Origin of the sequence: Streptomyces sp. NPDC051664 (assembly GCF_044453545.1) — a bacterium.
Lineage (GTDB): Bacteria > Actinomycetota > Actinomycetes > Streptomycetales > Streptomycetaceae > Streptomyces.
In genome coordinates, this window is record NZ_JBITCU010000003.1 from 534,298 (window position 1) to 556,184 (window position 21,887).

Below are 21,887 nucleotides of genomic sequence, written 5' to 3' on the forward strand. Positions count from 1 at the left end.
TCGACGGCAGGAAAGACATCGCTCATCCCCTAGGGTCAGGGGCGCGGCGATGTGCACGGCAAGGCAGTGAGGACAGCGCGATGGTGCAGGCGTACAGGGCGGACACCGAGAACGGCAGCGCGGAACCGCAGCGCACCGGATCACGGTTCCAGGGCCTGCGCGACAGATGGACCGACGGCAAGGGCATGTGGCGGCGCGGCATCGTCCTCGCCGTCTGCGCGGTCCTGCTGACCCTCGTGATGATCTTCCACGCGGAGATCCCGAACACCATCGGCAACCTGGGCAGCCTCTCCGAGACGTTCCTGCCGTGGTTCGGCCTGTTCATTCCTCTGCTGCTGGTCCTGGGGCTGGTGCGCCGCTCCGCGACCGCGCTGATCGCCCTGCTGCTGCCGGTCGTGGTCTGGCTCAACATCTTCGGCGGGCTGCTCACCGACAAGTCGGGCAGCGGTGGCGACCTCACCGTCGCCACCCACAACGTCAACGCGGACAACCCCGACCCGGCGGGCACCGCCCGGCAGGTCGCGGGCTCCGGCGCGGACGTCATCGCCTTGCAGGAGCTGCCGCCCGGCCAGGTCCCGGCGTACGAGTCGGCGCTCGCCGCCCGCTATCCGTACCACTCGGTCGAGGGGACGGTCGGCCTGTGGAGCAAGTACCCGATGAGCGGCACCAGGCCCGTCGACATCAGGATGGGCTGGACCCGGGCGATGCGTTCCACGGTGACGACACCCGAGGGCGAGGTCGCGGTCTATGTGGCCCATATGCCGTCCGTACGGGTCAAGCTGAACGCCGGATTCACCGCCAGCCAGCGGGACGAGAGCGCGGACGCGCTCGGTGAGGCCATCGCCGACGAACAGCTCGACAGGGTGATCCTGCTCGGCGACCTCAACGGCACGATGAACGACCGCTCGCTGAACGCGGTCACCTCCCAGCTGCGGTCCACCCAGGGTGCGGCGGGCGACGGCTTCGGGTTCAGCTGGCCGGCGTCGTTCCCGATGGCCCGGATCGACCAGATCATGGTCAAGGGCGTCGAGCCCATGTCGTCATGGACGCTTCCGGCGACGGACAGTGACCACCTGCCGATCGCCGCCCGCGTCGCACTCTGACGAAACGGTCCGTTCACCTCGTGGCACAAACCGTCTGAGAGTATTTGTTCCAATCGGGGACAAGGACCTGCCGGCGAGACAGCCGGTGGGCCGGGATCCCCTGCGGAAAGGTCTCTCCTCATGCCGCTGGCTCTTCTAGCGCTGGCCATAAGCGCCTTTGGCATCGGCACCACGGAGTTCGTGATGATGGGCCTGCTGCCCAATGTCGCGGACGACCTGGGCACATCCGTGCCCACCGCGGGCTATCTCGTATCGGCGTACGCGCTCGGCGTCGTCCTCGGCGCCCCTCTGCTCACCGCCGTCGGCTCCCGGGTCCCGCGCAAGCGGATGCTCCTGCTGCTGATGGCGCTGTTCACCTTCGGCAACCTCGCCTCCGCGTTCGCCCCCGGCTTCGGCTGGCTGGTCGCCGGCCGGTTCCTCGCCGGGCTGCCGCACGGCGCGTTCTTCGGCGTCGGCGCGGTCGTCGCCGCGCGGCTGGTCGGCGAGGGGCGGCAGGCGAGGGCCGTCGCGACGATGTTCCTCGGCCTCACCGTCGCCAACATCGTCGGCGTACCGGCGGCCACACTCCTCGGCCAGCACCTCGGCTGGCGCTCGACCTTCTTGGTCGTCGGGGTGATCGGGCTCTGCTCGATGGCCGCGCTCGCCCGGCTCGTTCCGCACATACCGGTCGACGCGCAGCAGGGCCTCGGCCGCGAACTGCGTGCACTAGGCAACCGGCAGGTGCTGCTCGGCCTGCTCACCGCCGTCCTCGGCTTCGCCGGGGTCTTCGCCGTCTATTCGTACCTGTCGGCCATGACGACCGAGGCGATGGGCTTCGGCGAGTCCTCGGTGACGCTGGTGCTCGCGCTGTTCGGTATCGGTATGACACTCGGCGCACTCGCCGCCGGACCCCTGACGGACCGCGCGCTGCGGCCCACGCTGTACGGCTCCCTGACCGCACTTGCGGTGGTCCTGGTGGTCTTCCCGTTCGCCGTGCAGGTGAAGTGGGCGGCGCTGGTGATGGTCGTCCTGCTCGGCGGGGTCGGGTTCATGACCACGACGCCGCTGCAGATGCTCGTCATGAACAAGGCGAAGGACGCCCCGACGCTGGCCTCCGCCTCCAACCACTCGGCGTTCAACCTCGCCAACGCCGGCGGCGCCTGGCTGGGCGGCGCGGCGATCGCGGCGGGCTGGGGCTGGACGTCCCCGGCGCTGGTGGGCGCGGTCCTGACGGTGGCGGGCCTGGCCGTGGCGGTCACGGCGGGCGTGCTGGACCGTGGCGGGCGGCGAAAGTCCCGGGTGGTGGCGGGCGCAGGTACGACGCGGGGTGCGCGGGAAGGGAGTCACGCGGACGTGGCCTGAGGGCGGCGCTCGGCCCGGATCAACCCCGTCGAGTGGCCCCGTGCTCCGGGGCATGGGGGCTTGACGAAACGGTCGCCGGGGCGGCCCGGCTCTCATCGAAACCGGCCCGCCCCGCCCCGTTCACGCCGACTCGCGCCAACGATTCGTGATCGGCAGCCGCCGGTCCTTGCCGAACCCCTTGGCAGAGATCTTCGTACCCGGCGGGTACTGCCGCCGCTTGTACTCCGCCGTGTCCACCAGCCGCAGCGTCTTCGTCACCAGCGCCTCGTCGAACCCGGCTGCCACGATCGTGTCCAGCCCCAGGTCCTGGTCGACGTACATCTCCAGGATCCGGTCCAGCACGTCGTAGTCGGGCAACGAGTCCGTGTCGACCTGGTCCGGCCGCAGCTCGGCGCTGGGCGGCTTGGTGATGGAGGCCTCCGGGATCGGCGGCGTCCGGCCGCGTTCCTCCGCGGCCCGGTTGCGCCACTTCGCCAGGCGGAAGATCGACGTCTTGTAGACGTCCTTGATCGGCCCGTAGGCGCCGACGGAGTCCCCGTACAGCGTCGAGTAGCCGACCGCCAGCTCCGACTTGTTGCCCGGCGCCAGGACGATCTGGCCCTCCTGGTTGGAGACGGCCATCAGCATCGTGCCGCGCAGCCGCGACTGCAGGTTCTCCTCGGCCAGACCGGTGAGCCCCAGCGACTCCATGTACGCGTCGAACATCGGCTCGATCGGCACGGTGCGGAAGTTCAGCCCGGTGCGCCGCGCCAGTTCCGCCGCGTCGCCCTTGGAGTGGTCCGAGGAGTACTTCGACGGCATCGAGATCCCGTACACGTTCTGCGCACCGAGCGCATCGCACGCGATGGCGGCGACGAGCGCCGAGTCGATCCCGCCGGAGAGCCCGATCAGCACACTGCTGAAACCGTTCTTCGCGGCGTACGCGCGCAACCCCACGACGAGTGCCGAGTACAGCTCCTCGTCGTCGTCGAGCCGCTCGGCATAGCCGCCGGTCAGCTCCGCCTCGTACGCCGGGACGGGCTTGTCGGAGAGGACCGCATGGTCGATCCGCAGACCGTCGTTGACCACCCCGGACGGCGCCTCGGGCGCGGCGGCCGGCAGGTCCAGGTCGAGAACGACGCTGCCCTCGGCGAACTGCGGGGCCCGGGCGATCACCTCGCCGTCCTTGTCGACGACGATCGAGTCGCCGTCGAAGACCAGTTCGTCCTGGCCGCCGATCATCGCCAGATAGGCGGTGGTGCAGCCGGCCTCCTGGGCCCGCTTGCGGACCAGGGCCAGCCGGGTGTCGTCCTTGTCCCGCTCGTAGGGCGAGGCGTTGATCGACAGCAGCAGCCCGGCCCCGGCGGCGCGGGCGGCCGGCACGCGGCCGCCGTCCTGCCAGAGGTCCTCGCAGATCGCGAGCGCCACATCGACACCGTGGACCCGCACGACGGGCATCGAGTCGCCCGGCACGAAGTACCGGAACTCGTCGAAGACGCCGTAGTTGGGCAGGTGGTGCTTGGCGAAGCGCAGAGCGACCTGCCCGCGGTGCAGCACCGCGGCGGCGTTCTGCGGCGCCCCGGCGGGCTGGCCGTAGCGCGGCTGGGCCTTCTCGGAACGGTCGAGATATCCGACCACGACCGGCAGCTCCCCGAAGCCCTCCGCGTCGAGACGGGCGGCGAGCGCACGCAGCGCGTCCCGCGACGCCTCGACGAACGACGGCCGCAGGGCCAGGTCCTCGACGGGGTAACCGGTCAGCACCATCTCGGGGAATGCCACCAGATGGGCGCCCTGTTCGGCGGAGTGCCGGGTCCAGTGGACGATCGCCTCGGCGTTGCCGGCGAGGTCACCGACGGTCGAGTCGATCTGGTTCAGTGCGAGGCGTAGTTGAGGCACGCGGCCCAGTCTAATCGTCTTTCTGACGCGATGTGCTGGCGGACCGCTCCACCACGGCCGCGGCCCGCCAGGGCCGGGTCAGCGGCGGTAGCCGAGGACCGTCATCATGTTCGCGTTCGAGTGGTAGACGTTGTGGCAGTGGAGCATCCACAGCCCCGGGTTGTCCGCGTCGAACTCCACGGCCACCGAGCTGTTGGGCAGGACGACCGCCGTGTCCTTGCGCGCGCCGGGAGCCCTGTCGAGCACCGAACGCGGTCCCGCAGATCCCGCGAGCGCGAATGTGTGCCCGTGCAGGTGGATCGGATGCCACATCTCCGTGATGTTGTAGAACTCCAGCCGGACCCGCTCGCCCGCCTTGACCGGATGGCGCCAGTCGGGGTCGTACTTCCTGTGGTCGAAGCCCCAGTCGAACGACCTCATGTTGCCGGTCAGCTTGATCCGGATCGTCCGGTCGGGCTCCCGTGCGGCCAGTGCCACGGACGTGGCCGCCTTCAGCTCGGGGGCCGACACCAGCTGCCCGTCCAGCTCCTTCGGCCACACGGAGGCCTTCGGCGCCGCGCCACCGCCGGTACGGAGCAGGGCCAGCGCCGACATGTTCCTCCCTTCGGCGACCGCCGTCAGCGGGAACACCCCGTCCCCGGCGGTGACCAGCACGTCGTACCGCTCGCCCATGCCCAGCAGCAGTGCGTCCGTCGTGGTGTGCCGGACCGGGAAGCCGTCCGCGTGCGTGATGGTCATCCGGTGGCCGCCGAGCGCGACGCGGAAGGGGGTGTCGCCGCCCGCGTTGATGATGCGCACCCGGATCCGGTCACCGGGCTTCGCGGTGAATGTGGTCGGGTCCTTCGGGATACGGCCGTTGATCAGGTAGTGCGGGTAGGCGACATCGCTCGCCGCGCCGCGGAGCAGTTCGCTCCTCGCGCCCATCAGCGCCCGCGAGGGCCCGGAACCGGACTTGTCGTCGGACCCGGAGGACCCGTGATCCATCCCCTCCATGCTGGCCATGCCGTGGGAGAGCTCGTTGAGGACCGCGTCCGGTGTGGAACCCTCCACCCCGTCGACCCAGTCGTCGAGCATGACGACCCACTCCTTGTCGTACGACAGGGGTTCCTTCGGGTCCTCGACGATCAGCGGGGCGTACAGGCCGCGGTCCTGCTGCACGCCCACGTGCGGATGGAACCAGTACGTCCCCGTCTGTCGCACCGCGAAGCGGTAGGTGAACTCCGCGCCCGCCTTGACGCCCGGCTGTGTCAGGCCGGGAACGCCGTCCATGTTGTTGCGCACATGGAGTCCGTGCCAGTGCAGGGTGGTCGGCGTCGGCAGGTGGTTGGCGAGAGTGACTGCCAGAGTGTCGCCCGCGGTGATCCGGATCTCCTTGCCGGGCAGCCGGTCCCCGTACGCCCAGGAGGGGACGGTGAGACCGCCGCCCAGATCGAGGCGGGCCGGGGTGGCGGTGAGGTGGAACTTCCGTACGGGACCGGAGCCCCGCTTGGCCTCGACGGCCGCGACCTCCTCGCCGTTGGGCGAAACGTACTCACCGTGGCTCTTCACCGGCGACGACGGCTTCCGGGTCATGTCGTCGTGGTTCATGCCGCCGGGGTGCGCGACGGGCTTGTCCACGTCCTTGCCACTGGAGCAGGCGGCCAGGACTCCCGTTCCGGCCAGGGCGATTCCGGCGCCGAGCACGGCGCGTCGAGTGTGCTGAGTGCGCATGACTGGCTACACCTCATGGTGTCGTCGGGGTGCTGGGGGAGGGATGCGGAGCGCGCCGCTCCTTATATCCGCAGCACCGACGACCTGCCGTGCGCAGTCATTGCGGGTGGGGAAAGGGACCACGGGAAGCGCAACAGCGGCGCCCCGGCGGCCCGGAGGAGATGATCCGCGGGCCGCAGCGCCATCAGCCAGACGGCCAGCAAAGTGACACTCCACGTGCCCAGCACCGCGAGACAGACCCCTATGGGGGGCATGCCCTCGCCCGTCGTCGCGGTCAGGACGGAGGCGTGCCCGCGCGACGGTTCAGCCGCAGAGCCTGCCCCGTGAACTCCGCTGTCCATCGTCACCACGGCGTTTTGGCCGTGATGTTCCGTCGGATGACCGACGGTATGCATCGCGAAAATCCCGAACAGCAGCGCAGCGAACAGCAACAACTGTCCGTACGTCGCACTCCACTTCGGGCCCATGTCGAGCACACTACCCCCGCCGGGTATACCTCGCACGGCGGCCCGACAGCCCCGTCGTACCGGGCGCCGGGCCGCCGGTCGGTCAGCTGGGGGCGTAGACCTTCTCGACCCAGAGCGCGATCTGGTCCTCGGAGAGGTGCTGTGCCAGATCCGCCTCGCTGATCATGCCGATCAGCTTCTTGTTCTCGACCACCGGAAGCCGGCGGATTCGATTGCTCTGCATTTCCTCCAGGACCTGGTCCACGCCGGCCTCGGCGTCTATCCAGCGGGGTGTGCCCTGAGCGAGATCGCCGGCCGTCACCTTCGACGGATCGTGGCCCACTGCCACGCAGTCGAGCACGATGTCACGGTCCGTGAGTATGCCGATCATCCGGTCCTGCTCGCCGCTGGCCGAGATGGGCAGGGCACCGACGTGGTGCTCGCGCATCAGCTGGGCGGCCCGGTCGAGCGTTTCGTGCGCCGGGATCCACTGGGCCCCGGTGTGCATGATGTCCTTGGCGGTGGTCATGGGGATTTCCTCCTGGTGCCGGTGGGCATGCCGTTACGACCCCGAGAAAACCATCGTCATGCGGCCGTTCGGGTTACGCGACCGCTGCCACTCATCCGGGTGCCTCCCCCGGCGCCACCACGGGCGCCGGGGACCGGTGACTACCTGGGCTCGGCCCCGCGCGCCGCCAGCATCTGCGCCATCGCGTCCAGCTCGGACTGCTGGGCTTCGACCATGCCCTGGGCGAGCCGTCTCTCCGCTTTCACCGTGCAGAGCTCGGCGCAACCGCGCGCCATGGCGACGCCGCCCTTGTGGTGGTCGGTCATCAGCTGGAGGTAGAGGATCTCGGCCTGCTTGCCGTCGGCCTTCCTCAGCCGGTCGAGCTCGGTCCGGGTGGCCATGCCGGGCATCAGAGCCCCGTCGTGCGCCGTGAACCCGCTGCCCGAGCCGGCCGTCATGTCACCCATGCCGGCCATGCCGTCCATACCGGCCATGTCGTGGCCGTCGCCTCCACTGCGCCCACCGTGCTCATCGTGATCACTGTGGGCCGCCATCCACGCCATCGGCTCCTGCCCGGCGACCGCCACCTTCGGCAGCCCCCACAGATCCAGCCAGCCGAGCAGCATGCCCCGCTGGTTGGCCTGCGTGTTGGCGATGTCGTACGCGAAGCGGCGTACCTCCTCGTCCTGCGTACGGTCACGCACGATGAAGGACATCTCCACGGCCTGCTGATGGTGGACCGCCATGTCGCGCGCGAACCCGGCGTCGGCCGAATCGGTGGCAGGCGCCCGGACCGCCGCGGAGGCGGCTTGCGGCTGCTTCCCGTCCGCCGTGTCGTCCCGTGCCGCGGCGACCGTCGCCACGCCCGCGAAGAGCAGCGCGAGCGCGACGGCGGTACCCGCCGCCCACTGGGTGCGGCGGGTACCCTGTCCAGCGGTCACTGGGCGCCCAGTCCGCCCGTGCACGCGGCACCCGGTTCAGGTGTCTGTGCCCCCTGCACGAACTTGGCGAAGAACTGGTCCACCCGCCGGTCGGCGGCACTGTCCACGGTGACCTGGTTGCCCCAGGCGCTCAGTGTGATCGTGCCGGCCTGATCCTGATACGGACTCATCAGCGAGTACGGCGTCTTCCCGACCCGCTCCGCGAGCGCGGTGACGTCTGCGGCCGACGTCTTGTCCGTGTACGTGACCCACACCGAACCGTGCTCCAGCGAGTGCACGGCGTTCATGTCGGGGATCGCCTTTTTGTATACCTCGCCGTCGCAATTCATCCAGACGGGGCTGTGGTCACCCCCGACCGGAGGCTTCATCGGGTACGTCACCGTCGTGGTGACGTGGTTACGGGTCAGCTTCTTCGCGTCCCACGTCTTCAGCCCCTTGATCGGCTCGGAGGCCAGCTTCTCCTTGTCCGTCGCGGCCGCCTTCGCGTCCTGCGCCGCGGCCGCCTGCTTCTTCTCCGCGGCCTCGGACTTGTCCAGCAGCACGGACGTACCGAAGCCGACCAGACCTGCGACGACGACGACGCTCAGCCCTATGGCCAGGACACGGTTGCGGCGGTCGCGCGCCCGGTCGGCGTTGCGCATCTGCTCTATGCGGGTCCTGCGGTCGAAGCTCATGTCGTCAGGTCCTTCTGCGAAGGGGAGGGGGCAGGAACAGGTCAGGAAACCGGTACTCACGGGGCAGTTGCGAAGCCGCTCCACCCCTTGGGCTCCATGGGCGCAGATCGTAGTGGGTGGCCGCGTGCTCCATGTCACGTCGAGTGCGTAATCTGGGTGAAATCCCGGGTCGTGATACTGGAGTCTGTCCCCTACCCCGGGCGGTGGTGCACAGACCGTCTGAACTGCAAGGATGTGGCTATGGACAAGCAGCAGGAATTCGTCCTCAGGACACTCGAGGAGCGCGACATCCGCTTCGTGCGCCTGTGGTTCACCGATGTGCTCGGCTACCTCAAGTCCGTCGCCGTGGCGCCCGCCGAGCTGGAGCAGGCGTTCGACGAGGGCATCGGCTTCGACGGATCGGCCATCGAGGGCTTTGCCCGGGTCTACGAGTCCGACATGATCGCCAAGCCGGACCCCGGCACCTTCCAGATCCTGCCCTGGCGCGCGGAGGCCCCCGGCACCGCGCGGATGTTCTGCGACATCCTGATGCCGGACGGCTCGCCGTCCTTCGCCGACCCGCGCTATGTCCTCAAGCGCATCCTCGCCAGGACCTCCGACCTGGGCTTCACCTTCTACACCCACCCGGAGATCGAGTTCTTCCTGCTCAAGAACAAGCCGGTCGACGGCAGCCGGCCCACCCCAGCCGACAGCTCCGGCTACTTCGACCACACCCCGCAGAACGTCGGCATGGACTTCCGCCGCCAGGCGATCACCATGCTCGAATCCATGGGCATCTCGGTCGAGTTCAGCCACCACGAGGGCGCTCCCGGCCAGCAGGAGATCGACCTGCGGTACGCGGACGCGCTCTCCACCGCCGACAACATCATGACTTTCCGTCTGGTCATGAAGCAGGTCGCGCTGGAGCAGGGCGTGCAGGCGACCTTCATGCCGAAGCCGTTCTCGGAGTTCCCCGGCTCCGGTATGCACACCCACCTCTCCCTCTTCGAGGGCGACCGCAACGCGTTCTACGAGTCGGGCGCGGAGTACCAGCTGTCCAAGGTCGGACGCTCCTTCATCGCGGGCCTGCTCAAGCACGCCGCGGAGATCTCCGCCGTGACGAACCAGTGGGTCAACTCGTACAAGCGCATCTGGGGCGGCTCGGCCCGCGCCGCGGGCGCCGGCGGCGAGGCCCCCTCGTACATCTGCTGGGGCCACAACAACCGCTCCGCCCTGATCCGCGTCCCGATGTACAAGCCCGGCAAGACCGGTTCGGCCCGCGTCGAGGTCCGGTCCATCGACTCCGGCGCCAACCCCTACCTGACCTACGCGGTGCTGCTCGCCGCCGGTCTCAAGGGCATCGAGGAGGGGTACGAACTCCCGGCCGGCGCCGACGACGACGTCTGGGCGCTGTCCGACGCCGAACGCCGCGCGATGGGCATCGAGCCGCTGCCGCAGAACCTGGGCGAGGCGATCTCGCTGATGGAGAAGAGCGAACTGGTCGCCGAGACGCTCGGTGAGCACGTCTTCGACTTCTTCCTGCGCAACAAGAAGCAGGAGTGGGAGGAGTACCGCAGCGAGGTCACGGCCTTCGAGCTGAAGGCACTGCTGCCGGTGCTGTAACCGCAGGTCAGCCGCATCGCGGCGACACAGTGACGATCCGGGCCGGAGGCGGTTCTGCCTCTGGCCCGGAGTCCGTTCAGGCACCCTGGGCCGTATGCGGGCCGTATGCGGGCCGTATGCGGGCCGTCAGGCGCGGAAGCAGCGGGGCCGTACATGCCGTCCACGGCCGTCCGGGTGCGCCCCTCGCTACTCGGCATCAGGTGCGTGTACGTCCGGAGCGTGAAGCCGGGGTCAGAGTTCCCGAGGTAGGTGGAGAGGGCCTTGATGTTCTCCCCTGCGTCCAGCAGTACCGAGGCGTAGAAGTGCCGCAGCGTATGCATCCCGTGCTCGCGGGCGGCAGCCGCACGGATGGCCGAACCATCCCGGAACTGCTCGCTGCCGGCTCACACCTTCTTGCATGAGGGTCTTGTGAGTGTGGCGCAGCCCGTGCGGTGTCAGCCCCGGCGCGATCGGCAGCCAGCACGCCTCAGCCCGCTTGGAGGCCGCTCGCCCGCGTGCCGGAATCCCGGGCCACGGCTCGCCCTGCTCACCATCCTCGCCGCGGCCACGGCCGACCTGCCGCCGCACCAGGCCGCGACCGGGTCCGCGGTGGTCGACATGAGTCGGCAGATCGGCACCGCTCTCGGGGTCGCCGTCCTCGGAACAGCCACGGCTGCCGACGTCCGCGCCGTCTACGCGTCCGGGGGGTGGATCATCTCGGGCTCGGCGATCCTCGGCGCGCTGGCCGCCTTCGGCATGACACCCTCTCGACGTCCCGCCGACACACCGGCGGCCGGCGGCGAACCGCACGGACCGGCCGCATCCGACCGGTCCACCGCACCCGACCGGTCCGCTGCGCGCTGACCTCGCGCGCCCTCACCGCCGGAGGCACATCGAAATGTCCCGTCCCGCCATGACCGCACACACCCTCACCACTCCGTCGCACACCACGTCCTACCTCGCGGCCGGCCCGGCCGGGGGGCCGCTGCTGCTGTTCGCGCACGGCTGGCCCGCCCTCGCCGCCACGTGGCGGAAGCAGCTGACGCACTTCGCCGCCCTGGGCTACCGGGTCGTGGCACCCGACCTCCGGGGCTACGGCCACTCCACCGTGTACGGCTCCCCGGACGCTTACCGCCAGGAGAACGTCGTCCACGACATGCTCGAACTGCTCGACCACCTCGGGCGCGAGCGGGCGGTCTGGATCGGCCACGACTGGGGAAGCCCAACCGTCTGGAACCTCGCCGGCCATCACCCCGACCGCACAGCGGCGGTGGCCGGCCTGGCCGTTCCCTACCGCAGCCTGGAACTGGGCCTGGCGGCCATGCTGCCGCTGGTCAACCGCGACCTGTACCCCGAAGTCACCTATCCCATGGCGCAGTTCGACTACATGGCCTACTACGAGGAGCATCCCGAGCGGGCCACGGCGGTGCTGGACGCCGACCCGGGCAGCAGCGTCAGGGCGCTGTACCGGCGCGGCGACCCGATCGCGCCGGGCACGCGGGTCTCCCCGCTTGCCACGCTACGGCGGGACGGCGGCTGGTTCGGCGGGGCCGACCGCGCCCCCGACCTCCCGCTGGACACGGCCGTCCTCACCGAGGAAGACGCCGAGGTCCTCACCGAGTCGCTGGCGCGCAACGGCTTCGCGGGACCCACCGCCTACTACCTCAACCACGAGGCCAACGCCGTGTACGCCCGGCAGGCGGTCAACGGCGGCCGGCTGGACCTTCCCGTCCTCTTCCTGGGCGCCGACTACGACGCCACGGCCGACGTCGTGACGACGCGCCTCGCCGAGCCCATGCGCGCGTACTGCTCCGACCTCACGGAGGCGCGGGTCCCGGCCGGCCACTGGCTCCAGCTCGAACGCCCCGACCTGGTGAACGCGCACCTGGCCGACTGGCTGAGCCGCATGGGCATCACCCCGGCCCCATAGCCCCACGCGGTGGCGAGGCCTCGCCCCGGGCCGCCCGGCGCGCCTCGCGGCGTCCACGCGCCATGGTCTGGATCTCGCCTTGACCTTATTCGGGACGACGAGCGGCGTTACAAGCCGCACTCGAAGACGCCGCCGGTCCGCGTCCCGGAGCGGAGCACTTCGGATGATCACGCTGACGAAATCCGGCCGTGCCGAGGCCGCGTACCGCAAACTCCTCGGCCACACCGTGACGTGCGCAGGCTGCCGCGCCGGTACGCCCTGCTCCACGGCTGCCCGGCTGGGCCGCGCCTGGCGGGAGGCTCGCCGATGATGTGCGACCGCTGCGACCAGCCGATTGACCCTGCGAATGCGAAGCCGTACGAGGTCCCCGGGGCGACCGGCCCCGGCGTCACGGTCTACCTCTGCAGTGAGCGCTGCGACGTGCCGCCGCCGCTCCGCACGAAAACGTACACGTACCCGCCTATCCGCTGATATTCCGCCCGTACCCGAGGCCGGCGGCGGCCGGGGTCCAGGCGGGCCGCGTTCCTCTTCGGCGAGCTGGGCGTCTCGGACTCACGCACCCGCGGCAGGTCTTCTTGCCCTGGGTTTTCGTAGGTTTCGGCGGGATGCGGCCGCCGCCGAGTGCTCGTCATTGGTCATTCGTGGCGCCGGCTGAACGCCCTTGGGCGGCCCGGCCCGAGGCGCGAGCGCCGGTTCAGGAGTTCGACCGGACCGACGTTGCGCCCGGGGCCGAAGCTTGGTGACGGTTCCCGATCGGTTGCGGGCGGACACGGCCAAGAGGGACCGGCCGGCCCCGCGACAGCCGGCCTTGGCCGAGGCGGCTCAGCCCAGGTAGAAGTCCCTGCGGGCGGCCACGAACGCCTCGATCGACCGGGCGGGGATGCCCGTCACGCGCTCGACGCCGTCGGCCGTGCGGTCGTAACGGTTGTCCCGGTGCAGCTGGGCCATGGTGGCTACGTGCTGTCCGAGGTGCGGCGGCATCCCCAGCTTCGGGAGCTGGGCCTCCCACCGGTCCAGCGGCACGTCCACATAGGACACCGGACGACGCAGCGCCCGCGAGAACTCCGCGGCCAGCTCCTTCATGTCGACCGAGCGCGGCCCGGTCAGCTCGTAGACCTGTCCGATGTGCGGAGCCGGGTCGCGGAGCACGGTGGCGATGACCCGGGCTACGTCGTCCACGGCGACCGGCGAGGTGCGTCCGGTGCCGAACGGCAGCGCGATCGTGCCGTTCTCCCGGATCGACCGAGCCGCCATCGCGGTGAACAGCGGAGTGTCCAGGAACGCCGTCGGCCGGATGTGCACCACGGGCAGGCCGGACCAGTCGAACACCTGCTCCGCCAGCCAGTGCAGCCGCTGCTGGTGCGACTCCTCGGTGCTGGTGGCGGTCATCTGCGACACCGTCATCTGCGACAGGTCGACCAGAGCCTCCAGCTTCCCGTACTCCCTCGCGACGGAGGCCACCACGGTCGCCGCCAGCAGGTGGTCCGGCGACACGCGCATCCCGAAGTACATCCGCGCCACACCCTGCAGCGCGGCCGCCACCGTCTCGGGCCGGGTCAGGTCGCCGATGACGACCTCCGCCCCGAGCGCCCGCAGCTCAGCCGCACGCTCGTCCTCGCGACGGACCATGAAACGCACCGGCACATCCTGAGCACGCAATTGCTCGAAGACCGTACGGCCCACGCCGCCGGCACCGGGGATGAGAACAAGATTGTCGGCAACCATCAGTCGATCTCCTTCGGAGTAATGGAATATCTGAGTTGAGGTGTGATCAGAACGTCAGCAGGTGTTGGCCGCGGCGATGTCACGGCTGATCCGGGTAGCGATTTCACGGGGTCTCCAGTGCTGTCGATGGCCCCACGATCGGATCGCCGAGCAGCCCCAGATCGACGGCGCCGCGGATCTCCCCGGTGTCGATGCCGCGCTGCAGCACCTTGAGGACCTGAGTCCGGCGGACCAGGATGTCGGTGTCGCGGTAGCGCTGCCACAGCTCGGGCGCGTGGGGGAGGGTTCGTGATCACCGTCGGGCTCGGACGGTCCGGCGCTGGGTCTTGTCACCGCCGGCTGCCACGGTGGCGTCCTTGCCCGGCAGGAAGACCAGCACGACGACCGCGCCGACCAGGGCGACGGCCGCCGAACCTATCGCGGTGATGTGCATGGCATGGATGAAGGCGTCGTTCGCGGGCCGCACCAGCGCCCTGCCGGCCGGTCCCAGCTTCTCGGCGACGGCCAGGGTCGCCTGGACGGATTCACCCGCGGCGTGCCGGCCGGAGGCGGGCAGTACGCCAAGGTGGCCGTCGATGCCGTTGCGGTAGGTGGTGGACAGCAGCGACCCCAGCACGGCGACCCCCATGGCCCCGCCGACCTGCCGGAAGGTGTTGTTGACCGCGGATCCGGAGCCGGCCTCCTCCCGCGGCAGCGACGACATGATCATGACGGTGGCGGGGGGCATGACATGGGCCATCCCTGTGCCCATCAGGAAGAACAGCACCTCCAGCACCCAGATGGGGGTGTCCTGGCCGAGCAGCAGGAAGCCGGCGAAGGCTACGGCGGTCAGGACGAGGCCGGTGGCGCACACGGCTCGGGCACCGAAGCGGTTGACGACCAGCCGGGCCCGCGGGGCGAAGAACATCTGGGAGGCGGCCAGCGGCAGCACCAGCAGACCGGACTGCAGGACGCTGTAGCCCCGAACGCTCTGGTTGTAGAAGACGCTGAAGAACGTGACGCCCATGAGGGCGAAGAAGACCAGGCCGATGGCGGCGACGGATGCGGAGAACCGCCGGTTGCGGAAGTAGGTGACGTCGAGGGCCGGATGGTCGCTGCGGGCCTCGTACACCACGAAGCCGGCGAGGACAGCCAGGCCGCCGAGGATCGTCGCCCAGGCCTCGGGCCGGGTGAAGTCGCCCAGCTGGCCGCCCCTGATGATGCCGTAGACCAGCAGCGCCAGACCGACGATCGACAGCAGCACGCCGACCGGGTCGAGCCTGCCGGGCCTGGGGTCCTTGGAGTCGGGGACGATCACCACCATCGCGACCATCGCGGCGACCACGATCGGCACATTGACCAGGAAGACCGAACCCCACCAGAAGTGCTCCAGCAGAACGCCGCCGGCGATGGGGCCGGCGGCGATGGCGAAACCGACCACACCGGTCCAGATGCCGATGGCCCTGGGCTGCTCCTCGCGCTCGAAGACGTTCATGATGATCGCGAGGGTGGCGGGCAGGATGAAGGCGCCGCCGAAGCCCATCACGGCGCGGAAGGTGATGAGCTGCCCGGAGGAGTCCGACAGCGCGGACAGCGCGGATCCCACGCCGAACACCAGCATGCCGAAGAGCAGCACCTTCTTGCGGCCGAGCCGGTCACCGAGCAGGCCCGCGGTGAAGAGCAGTCCGGCGAAGACCAGCGTGTAGGAGTTGACCGCCCACTCCAGCTGGCTCTGGGTGGAGCCGAGTCCGGTGGGAGCGGGCTGGGCGATGGTCTTCATCGCCACGTTGAGGATCGAGTTGTCCAGCATCACCACCAGGAGGCTGAACGCGAGCACGGTCAGGATGGCCCAGCGTCGGCGGTGGACCGCCTCGGAAACGCCTCGTCGCTGGGCAGGCGGCGCGGGTGGTGTGGACGCCGCGGGCATCGAGGGCTCGGAGGGGGTGGGCGGTGATGCCACAGGGGTCTCCAGTGCTGTCGGTGGTTCTGTCATTGCCGGGCGGAGGCCACCGGCCTGAGACGGCGGAAGGCAGCGCAGGCCGCGCTCGACCTGCCGGGTGATCTCATCGGCACAATTAGATGTCGTTAACAATCTAAACGGGGGCTACGATAGATTTCAAGTGACATCTATCTGAGGAGAGTGATTCCATGGGCCGCGTGTCCCAGGCGCAAGCACAGGAGAACCGGCAGCGCGTCGTAGCCACCGCCTCCCGGATGTTCCGTGAGAAAGGCACCACGGTCAGCGTCGCCGACCTGATGAAGGCCGCCGGACTCACCCACGGCGGGTTCCACAAGCAGTTCGCCTCCAAGGAGGACCTGGTCGACGAGGCCATCGCCCACGCCTTCGACGAGCAGGCGGCACACTCGGCGGTCACGCTCGAGGAGCACGCCGGGGAGCATGAGGCCGCCCGCCGGACGCTGATCGAGGACTACCTCTCCGTCTGGCACCGCGATCACGCCGGGGACGGCTGCCCCGTCTCCGGATTCGCCGCCGACCTGGGGCGCGAGCCCGACCAGGCCGCCCGCGCCCGCCACGTCTACATCAACGGGGTACGCAACCGCGCGGCTCGGCTGGCCACCGGCGACGACGACGGCATGGCCCAGCTCTGCACCATGGTCGGTGCTCTCGCCCTCGCCCGCGCCACCCGGGGCAACCCGATCTCCGAAGAACTGCTGCAGGCCGCGCGCACGGCTCTCACCGAGAGCGGCACCGGGCAGTCCGAACCGCGCCGGCGCACGGAGTGACCAGGGGCCGGCCGACGGCATCGGCCGCCCGGGCCCGGCTGCACGCCGACGGGGCCCGCAGGCCGGAGACGGACCGGATCACTTCCTGACAAGAAGCAGGAGCGGGAGGAGTGTCGCGGCGAGGTCACAGCCTTGGAGCCGAAGGCACTCCTGCGGCTCGCTCGGCACGTGTTCCCCGCGGCCGCGGGACCAGACGCGCAGGACCGGCCCGGGACTCTGGACGAGGTGTGGCCTGCGGGCGACAATGCGGCCAGGGCGGGGGTGTGAGGGACTCGGGGGGCATGGCAAGTCTGGTGGTGCTGCTCGGTGGGCCGCTGGCGCTGATCGTCGCGCTCGTCGTCAAGCTGCAGCTGAAGGCGCGGCGCAGGACCGAGAACTTCGACGGGCAGGAGATCGAGCGGCAGGCCCGCGAGGCGATTCCGGCACACCCGCGCGAACAACACCTCGGCGGCGGTCCACAACCGGTTCCTCGACGGTGGTGGCGGCCGCCGCTCGTGACCGGCCGTCCGCGCGTCCGGCCCGTGGCAGGCGCCGGGACTCGATTCCGGTAGTGTTGCCGACCCCAGCACGGGGACATACCGAGGAGGTGAGACCCATTACCGCTGTATCAGGCTGGGTGCTCACCTCTCGCGATTGCGTGGTCGGACCGGTATAGGCGGACCGCGGAGCACCCATCGGCTTCCCGAAAGGCTCCGCTCCATGTCGCTTTCCTCGACACCGCTCCCTTACTCCGTCATCGTCACCAGACTTCGCGCCGCCGGCTGTGTATTCGCCGAGGACGAGGCGGAGTTGATCCTCTCCACGGCCGCGGACCCGGCCGAACTCACCGCCATGGTGGACCGGCGGGCAGCCGGACTGCCCCTCGAACACGTCCTCGGCTGGGCCGAGTTCCGCGGTCTGCGGATCGCGGTGGACCCCGGTGTCTTCGTCCCCCGGCGCCGTACCGAATTCCTCGTCGACCAGGCCGTCGGCCTCACCCGCCCCGCGGACGGTCCCGCCGTCGTCGTCGATCTGTGCTGCGGTTCGGGTGCGCTGGGCGCCGCGCTCGCCGCCGCCCTGGACCGGGTCGAGCTGCATTCCAGCGATGTCGAACCTGCCGCGGTGCGGTGCGCGCGCCGTAATGTCGCCGGTGCGGGTGAGGTGTACGAGGGCGACCTCTTCGAACCGCTGCCCGCCTCGCTGCGCGGCCGGGTCGGGATTCTGCTCGCCAATGTGCCGTACGTCCCCAGCGAGGACGTCGAACTCCTGCCCGCGGAGGCCCGGGTCCATGAACCGAGGGTGGCGCTCGACGGTGGCGGCGACGGGCTCGACGTGCTGCGCAGAGTGACCGCCGAAGCGCCTCAGTGGCTGGCGCCGGGCGGACATCTGCTGGTCGAGACGAGCGAACGGCAGGCGGCACGGGCCGAGGAGACCGTCGCCCGGAGCGGGCTGTTGGCGCGGGTGGTCACTTCCGACGAGCTGTACGCGACCGTCGTCATCGGCACCAGGCCCGGTACCGGGGAGGGCAGGTAGCCTGCCCCGGGGCGGCTGAGCAGCCCCCGCTCAGCCGCAGTGCGGATCCGCGTCGGCAGGCTCCGCGGGGGACAGCGGTGGTACGGGTTCGGCACACCGTTCAGCCGAAGCGCCAGCGGGTCTGGCTGTACGGTTCGCCCTTGCCGAAGCCGAAGGCCGTGCGCGGAACCACCTCGAACACCTCCGCGCGGCCCCCCGCAGCGTTGGCGAACGCGCCCGCGCAGACCTCGAAGTGCCAGTCCGCGCCGTACTTCGCCTCCCAGAGTTCGGCCAGCCGGGTCAGCCGCGCCTCGTCCGTGACCCGGTCCGCCCGGCCCTCGACCACCACGTCGAAGCCCTGGTGCAGCGTGTTGGTGCCGGTCGTCACGACGACCTCCGGGTTCGTCGCCAGATTCCGTGTCTTGCGCTCGGCCGGGCCCGTGCAGAAGTGCAGCGCGTCGTCCGACCAGAGCCCGATCAGCGGCGTGACATGCGGGCGGCCGTCCGGCCGGACCGTGGACAGCCAGAACACCTCCGCCCGCGTCAGCACGGCAACCGCCTCCGACCACGGTCGGGCCGTCGCGCCCTTGTCGCTGTAGCCGGGGTGCAGCTCGGCGACGGGCTGGTGTCCGGACACGGTGACCTCCTCGTGAGCGGGTCCTGAAAGCGATCGTGCCTGCGAAGTGTGGACCGCGCACCCGCTCCGAATTCATCGGTGCGGGGCTAGGCTCGGAAAGCTGGAAAGTGATCGGGCGGCGAGCAGGAGAGCACGGAATGACGACGGTGCCGGGGCGCAGGAGCAGTACGTTCACCAGACTGCTGCGGCACGGTTTCACCGACCCGTCCGCCGCCGAACGGCTGCTGGACCTGCCGGCTCTGTCGACCGTACGTACCGACTCGGTCCTGCTCGACGCGCTCGGGGCGACCGCCGACCCCGATCTGGCGCTGAAGGGCCTCGTCCGGCTGGTGGAGGCCGTGGACGCCGACGAGCGGCGGGTCCTGCTGGACACCCTCATCACCGCCAAGCCGCTGCGGGACCGGTTGCTCGGGGTGCTCGGGGCGTCCGAGGCACTCGGCGACCATCTGGCGCGCCACCCCCGCGACTGGCACGCGCTCGTCACGTACGAGGCCACCGATCTGCACCCCGGGGTGGCCGAGTTCGAGCACGAGCTCGCCCGGGCCGACGATCCGGACTCGCTGCGCGTCGCCTACCGGCGGTGCCTGCTGGCCATAGCGGCCCGCGATGTGTGCGGTACGACGGATGTCGCCCAGACGGCCGCCGAACTCGCCGACCTGGCGACCGCGACGCTGCGCGCGGCGCTCGCCATCGCCCGCACGGCTGCCCCCGAGGACGCCGCCGTGTGCCGCCTCGCGGTCATCGCGATGGGCAAGTGCGGCGGCCACGAGCTGAACTACGTCTCCGACGTCGACGTGATCTTCGTGGCGGAACCGTTCGACGGCGCCGAGGAGAGCAAGGCCGTGCAGGGCGCCACCCGACTGGCGGCGCACATGATGCGGATCTGTTCGGACACGACCGTCGAGGGCACCATCTGGCCGGTCGACGCCAACCTGCGCCCGGAGGGCCGCAACGGGCCGCTCGTACGGACACTGTCCTCGCATCTCGCGTACTACCAGCGCTGGGCCAAGACGTGGGAGTTCCAGGCGCTGCTCAAGGCCCGGCCGGTGGCCGGCGACCCCGAGCTGGGCGCGGAGTACGTCGACGCCGTCTCGCCGCTGGTGTGGCAGGCCGCGGACCGGGAGAACTTCGTCGGTGACGTACAGAAGATGCGCCGCCGCGTCGTCGACAACATCCCCGCGGACCGTGTCGACCGGGAGATCAAGCTGGGACCCGGTGGACTGCGGGATGTCGAGTTCGCCGTACAGCTGCTCCAGCTCGTGCACGGCCGCAGCGACGCCTCCCTGCACAGCGGCTCGACCCTGGAGGCCCTGCGGGCACTCGCCGAGGGCGGTTACGTCGGGCGGGTGGACGCCGCGCAGCTCGACGACGCGTACCGCTTCCTGCGCGCCATGGAGCACCGCATCCAGCTGTACCGGTTGCGCCGCACCCACCTCGTCCCCGAGGACGAGGCGGATCTGCGCAGGCTCGGGCGCTCCCTCGGGATGCGTACGGACCCCCTCACCGAACTCAACCAGGAGTGGAAGCGGCACGCGTCCGTGGTGCGACGGCTGCACGAGAAGCTGTTCTACCGGCCGCTGCTGGACGCCGTCGCCCAGCTCGCGCCCGGCGAGACCCGGCTCAGCGCGAAGGCCGCCGGGCACCGGCTCGAAGCGCTCGGGTACGCCGATCCGGCCGCCGCGCTCCGGCACCTGGAGGCGCTGTCGTCCGGGGTTTCCCGCAAGGCCGCCATCCAGCGCACCCTGCTGCCGGTGCTGCTCGGCTGGTTCGCGGACTCCGCCGACCCGGACGCCGGGCTCCTCGGCTTCCGCAAGGTGTCCGACGCACTCGGCAAGACCCCCTGGTACCTGCGGCTGCTGCGCGACGAGGGCGCGGCCGCGGAGAACCTCGCCCGCGTCCTGTCGGCCGGCCGGCTCGCCCCCGACCTGCTGCTGCGGGCCCCTGAGGCGGTGGCGATCCTCGGCGACCCGCAGGGGCTGAAGCCGCGCAGCCACGCCCATCTGGAGCAGGAGGTGCTCGCCGCGGTGGGGCGGGCGGACGGCGCCGAGTCCGCGGTCGCGGTGGTCCGCGGGGTGCGGCGACGCGAACTGTTCCGTACGACCGCCGCGGACCTCATCGGCTCGTACGGCACGGAGGAGAACCCCGCCGAACCCGACCCCGGCGCACTCGTCGACCGGGTCGGCAACGCGGTCACCGACCTGAACGCCGTCACGCTCGCGGGCGCGCTGCGTGCCGCCGTACGCGAGCAGTGGGGCGACACCCTCCCGACCCGGTTCGCGGTCATCGGCATGGGCCGGTTCGGCGGCCACGAGCTCGGTTACGGCTCCGACGCCGACGTCCTGTTCGTGCACGCGCCGCGCGAGGGCGTCGACGAACAGGAGGCCGCCCGGGCCGCCAACACCGTCGTCGGCGAGATGCGCAGGCTGCTGCAGCTGCCCACCGCCGATCCGCCGCTGATGATCGACGCGGATCTGCGGCCGGAGGGCAAGAGCGGCCCGCTGGTACGGACGCTGAAGTCGTACGAGGCGTACTACCGGCGGTGGTCGCTGGTCTGGGAGAGCCAGGCCCTGCTGCGCGCCGAACCGATGGCGGGCGACGCGGACCTCGGCAGCGAATTCATCGAGCTGATCGCCCCGCTGCGCTACCCGATGGAAGGGCTGGGGGAGGACGCGGTCCGCGAGATCCGCCGCCTCAAGGCCCGGATGGAGTCCGAACGGATGCCGCGCGGAGCCGACCCGACGCTGCACACGAAACTGGGGCGCGGCGGGCTGAGCGACGTCGAGTGGACGGTTCAGCTGATGCAGATGCAGCACGGCTGGGTGGAACCGGGCCTGCGCACGACCCGCACCCGCGAGGCGCTGGCAGCCGCGTGTGCGGCCGGACTGATCCCGGGTGAGGACGCGCAGACCCTGGACGAGGCCTGGGTGCTGGCGACCCGGGTCCGCAACGCGGTGATGCTGGTACGCGGCCGCCCCGGGGACACCTTCCCGTCCGGCCCGCGCGAGCTGACGGCCGTGGGGCGCTATCTCGGATACGAACCGGGACATGTCGGCGACATGCTCGACGACTACCGGCGGATCACCCGGCGGGCGCGGGCGGTGGTGGAGGAGCGGTTCTACGGGGCGTGAGGGCGTCGCCGAACCACCGCAGCCGGCAATTCCAGCGGCATTCCAGGGGCGGGCGGCCATGACGGCCGGTCCG

The 21,887-nt window shown here is 70.5% G+C and carries 19 protein-coding genes and 1 pseudogene; 10 read left to right on the top strand and 10 right to left on the bottom strand.

Going from position 1 to position 21,887, the window contains the following annotated elements:
* Positions 1-185: 185 nt before the first annotated feature.
* Both ACIA8E_RS08720 and ACIA8E_RS08725 read left to right on the top strand, forming a co-directional pair.
* Positions 186-1,103: an endonuclease/exonuclease/phosphatase family protein gene (locus ACIA8E_RS08720; RefSeq protein ID WP_399296051.1), complete on the top strand. Its 918-nt coding sequence runs from the start codon at positions 186-188 to the stop codon at positions 1,101-1,103.
* Positions 1,104-1,223: 120 nt separating this feature from the next.
* Positions 1,224-2,444, top strand: coding sequence for an MFS transporter (locus tag ACIA8E_RS08725; RefSeq protein WP_399295901.1), 1,221 nt, complete (start codon positions 1,224-1,226; stop codon positions 2,442-2,444).
* Positions 2,445-2,564: 120 nt separating this feature from the next.
* Here ACIA8E_RS08725 and ACIA8E_RS08730 read toward each other — a convergent pair whose 3' ends face one another.
* The 6 genes from ACIA8E_RS08730 to ACIA8E_RS08755 all read right to left on the bottom strand — a co-directional run bounded on the left by ACIA8E_RS08730 (position 2,565) and on the right by ACIA8E_RS08755 (position 8,598).
* A complete protein-coding gene (locus tag ACIA8E_RS08730; protein ID WP_399295903.1) occupies positions 2,565-4,319 on the bottom strand; it encodes an NAD+ synthase in 1,755 nt (584 codons plus the stop codon).
* A 78-nt stretch (positions 4,320-4,397) separates the two neighbouring features.
* On the bottom strand, positions 4,398-6,029 hold the full coding sequence (locus ACIA8E_RS08735; protein ID WP_399295905.1) for a multicopper oxidase family protein: 1,632 nt from the start codon (positions 6,027-6,029) through the stop codon (positions 4,398-4,400).
* 62 nt (positions 6,030-6,091) lie between these two features.
* Positions 6,092-6,505 (bottom strand): hypothetical protein, encoded by a 414-nt coding sequence (locus tag ACIA8E_RS08740; RefSeq protein WP_399295907.1) that lies wholly within the window; start codon positions 6,503-6,505, stop codon positions 6,092-6,094.
* A 73-nt stretch (positions 6,506-6,578) separates the two neighbouring features.
* A complete protein-coding gene (locus ACIA8E_RS08745; protein WP_327124631.1) occupies positions 6,579-7,004 on the bottom strand; it encodes a CBS domain-containing protein in 426 nt (141 codons plus the stop codon).
* Positions 7,005-7,144: 140 nt separating this feature from the next.
* Positions 7,145-7,924 carry a DUF305 domain-containing protein gene (locus ACIA8E_RS08750; RefSeq protein ID WP_399295909.1) on the bottom strand — a complete coding sequence of 260 codons (780 nt, stop codon included), beginning with the start codon at positions 7,922-7,924 and terminating at the stop codon, positions 7,145-7,147.
* On the bottom strand, positions 7,921-8,598 hold the full coding sequence (locus tag ACIA8E_RS08755; protein ID WP_399295911.1) for a DUF3105 domain-containing protein: 678 nt from the start codon (positions 8,596-8,598) through the stop codon (positions 7,921-7,923). The genes ACIA8E_RS08750 and ACIA8E_RS08755 overlap by 4 nt, the downstream gene beginning before the upstream one ends.
* Before the next feature lie 240 nt (positions 8,599-8,838).
* On the opposite strand from ACIA8E_RS08755, the gene glnA reads away from it, so the two are divergent.
* The gene (gene glnA, locus ACIA8E_RS08760) at positions 8,839-10,200 is read left to right on the top strand and encodes a type I glutamate--ammonia ligase (RefSeq protein ID WP_399295913.1); all 1,362 of its coding nucleotides are present in this window, start codon (positions 8,839-8,841) and stop codon (positions 10,198-10,200) included.
* A 119-nt stretch (positions 10,201-10,319) separates the two neighbouring features.
* Here glnA and ACIA8E_RS08765 read toward each other — a convergent pair.
* Positions 10,320-10,722 (bottom strand): annotated as a pseudogene (locus ACIA8E_RS08765) (hypothetical protein); the annotation flags it as partial.
* Between the two features lie 75 nt (positions 10,723-10,797).
* Between ACIA8E_RS08765 and ACIA8E_RS08770 the strand changes: the two are divergent.
* From ACIA8E_RS08770 to ACIA8E_RS08780, 3 genes are all read left to right on the top strand, one after another.
* A complete protein-coding gene (locus ACIA8E_RS08770) occupies positions 10,798-11,043 on the top strand; it encodes a hypothetical protein (protein ID WP_399295915.1) in 246 nt (81 codons plus the stop codon).
* Between the two features lie 49 nt (positions 11,044-11,092).
* Positions 11,093-12,109, top strand: coding sequence for an alpha/beta fold hydrolase (locus ACIA8E_RS08775; protein ID WP_399295917.1), 1,017 nt, complete (start codon positions 11,093-11,095; stop codon positions 12,107-12,109).
* A 163-nt stretch (positions 12,110-12,272) separates the two neighbouring features.
* Complete coding sequence (locus ACIA8E_RS08780) at positions 12,273-12,419, top strand: hypothetical protein (protein ID WP_355993761.1); 147 nt, start codon at positions 12,273-12,275, stop codon at positions 12,417-12,419.
* 512 nt (positions 12,420-12,931) lie between these two features.
* Here the strand turns inward: ACIA8E_RS08780 and ACIA8E_RS08785 are convergent.
* Both ACIA8E_RS08785 and ACIA8E_RS08790 read right to left on the bottom strand, forming a co-directional pair.
* The gene (locus ACIA8E_RS08785; RefSeq protein WP_399295920.1) at positions 12,932-13,834 is read right to left on the bottom strand and encodes an NmrA family NAD(P)-binding protein; all 903 of its coding nucleotides are present in this window, start codon (positions 13,832-13,834) and stop codon (positions 12,932-12,934) included.
* A gap of 292 nt (positions 13,835-14,126) precedes the next feature.
* A complete protein-coding gene (locus tag ACIA8E_RS08790; protein ID WP_399296053.1) occupies positions 14,127-15,740 on the bottom strand; it encodes an MFS transporter in 1,614 nt (537 codons plus the stop codon).
* 221 nt (positions 15,741-15,961) lie between these two features.
* On the opposite strand from ACIA8E_RS08790, the gene ACIA8E_RS08795 reads away from it, so the two are divergent.
* The 3 genes from ACIA8E_RS08795 to ACIA8E_RS08805 all read left to right on the top strand — a co-directional run bounded on the left by ACIA8E_RS08795 (position 15,962) and on the right by ACIA8E_RS08805 (position 18,070).
* A complete protein-coding gene (locus tag ACIA8E_RS08795) occupies positions 15,962-16,558 on the top strand; it encodes a TetR/AcrR family transcriptional regulator (RefSeq protein WP_399295922.1) in 597 nt (198 codons plus the stop codon).
* Between the two features lie 281 nt (positions 16,559-16,839).
* A complete protein-coding gene (locus tag ACIA8E_RS08800; protein ID WP_399295924.1) occupies positions 16,840-17,109 on the top strand; it encodes a hypothetical protein in 270 nt (89 codons plus the stop codon).
* A gap of 148 nt (positions 17,110-17,257) precedes the next feature.
* Entirely contained in the window at positions 17,258-18,070 is an 813-nt protein-coding gene (locus ACIA8E_RS08805; protein WP_399295926.1) for a putative protein N(5)-glutamine methyltransferase, read from the top strand.
* Positions 18,071-18,170: 100 nt separating this feature from the next.
* Here ACIA8E_RS08805 and ACIA8E_RS08810 read toward each other — a convergent pair whose 3' ends face one another.
* Positions 18,171-18,686, bottom strand: a complete 516-nt coding sequence (locus tag ACIA8E_RS08810; RefSeq protein ID WP_399295928.1) for a pyridoxamine 5'-phosphate oxidase family protein — start codon at positions 18,684-18,686, stop codon at positions 18,171-18,173.
* 137 nt (positions 18,687-18,823) lie between these two features.
* Between ACIA8E_RS08810 and ACIA8E_RS08815 the strand changes: the two genes are divergently transcribed.
* The gene (locus ACIA8E_RS08815) at positions 18,824-21,814 is read left to right on the top strand and encodes a bifunctional [glutamine synthetase] adenylyltransferase/[glutamine synthetase]-adenylyl-L-tyrosine phosphorylase (RefSeq protein WP_399295930.1); all 2,991 of its coding nucleotides are present in this window, start codon (positions 18,824-18,826) and stop codon (positions 21,812-21,814) included.
* The last annotated feature ends 73 nt before the right edge of the window (positions 21,815-21,887 follow it).

Coding starts and splice junctions, on each gene's coding strand:
- ACIA8E_RS08720 (WP_399296051.1), top strand. CDS start 186: ATGTGGCGGCGCGGCATCGTCCTCGCCGTCTGCGCGGTCCTGCTGACC.
- ACIA8E_RS08795 (WP_399295922.1), top strand. CDS start 15,962: ATGGGCCGCGTGTCCCAGGCGCAAGCACAGGAGAACCGGCAGCGCGTC.
- ACIA8E_RS08815 (WP_399295930.1), top strand. CDS start 18,824: ATGACGACGGTGCCGGGGCGCAGGAGCAGTACGTTCACCAGACTGCTG.
- ACIA8E_RS08790 (WP_399296053.1), bottom strand. CDS start 15,740: ATGCCCGCGGCGTCCACACCACCCGCGCCGCCTGCCCAGCGACGAGGC.
- ACIA8E_RS08725 (WP_399295901.1), top strand. CDS start 1,224: ATGCCGCTGGCTCTTCTAGCGCTGGCCATAAGCGCCTTTGGCATCGGC.
- ACIA8E_RS08755 (WP_399295911.1), bottom strand. CDS start 8,598: ATGAGCTTCGACCGCAGGACCCGCATAGAGCAGATGCGCAACGCCGAC.
- ACIA8E_RS08770 (WP_399295915.1), top strand. CDS start 10,798: ATGAGTCGGCAGATCGGCACCGCTCTCGGGGTCGCCGTCCTCGGAACA.
- ACIA8E_RS08805 (WP_399295926.1), top strand. CDS start 17,258: ATGTCGCTTTCCTCGACACCGCTCCCTTACTCCGTCATCGTCACCAGA.
- ACIA8E_RS08775 (WP_399295917.1), top strand. CDS start 11,093: ATGACCGCACACACCCTCACCACTCCGTCGCACACCACGTCCTACCTC.
- ACIA8E_RS08785 (WP_399295920.1), bottom strand. CDS start 13,834: ATGGTTGCCGACAATCTTGTTCTCATCCCCGGTGCCGGCGGCGTGGGC.
- ACIA8E_RS08745 (WP_327124631.1), bottom strand. CDS start 7,004: ATGACCACCGCCAAGGACATCATGCACACCGGGGCCCAGTGGATCCCG.
- ACIA8E_RS08800 (WP_399295924.1), top strand. CDS start 16,840: ATGGCAAGTCTGGTGGTGCTGCTCGGTGGGCCGCTGGCGCTGATCGTC.
- ACIA8E_RS08735 (WP_399295905.1), bottom strand. CDS start 6,029: ATGCGCACTCAGCACACTCGACGCGCCGTGCTCGGCGCCGGAATCGCC.
- glnA (WP_399295913.1), top strand. CDS start 8,839: ATGGACAAGCAGCAGGAATTCGTCCTCAGGACACTCGAGGAGCGCGAC.
- ACIA8E_RS08780 (WP_355993761.1), top strand. CDS start 12,273: ATGATCACGCTGACGAAATCCGGCCGTGCCGAGGCCGCGTACCGCAAA.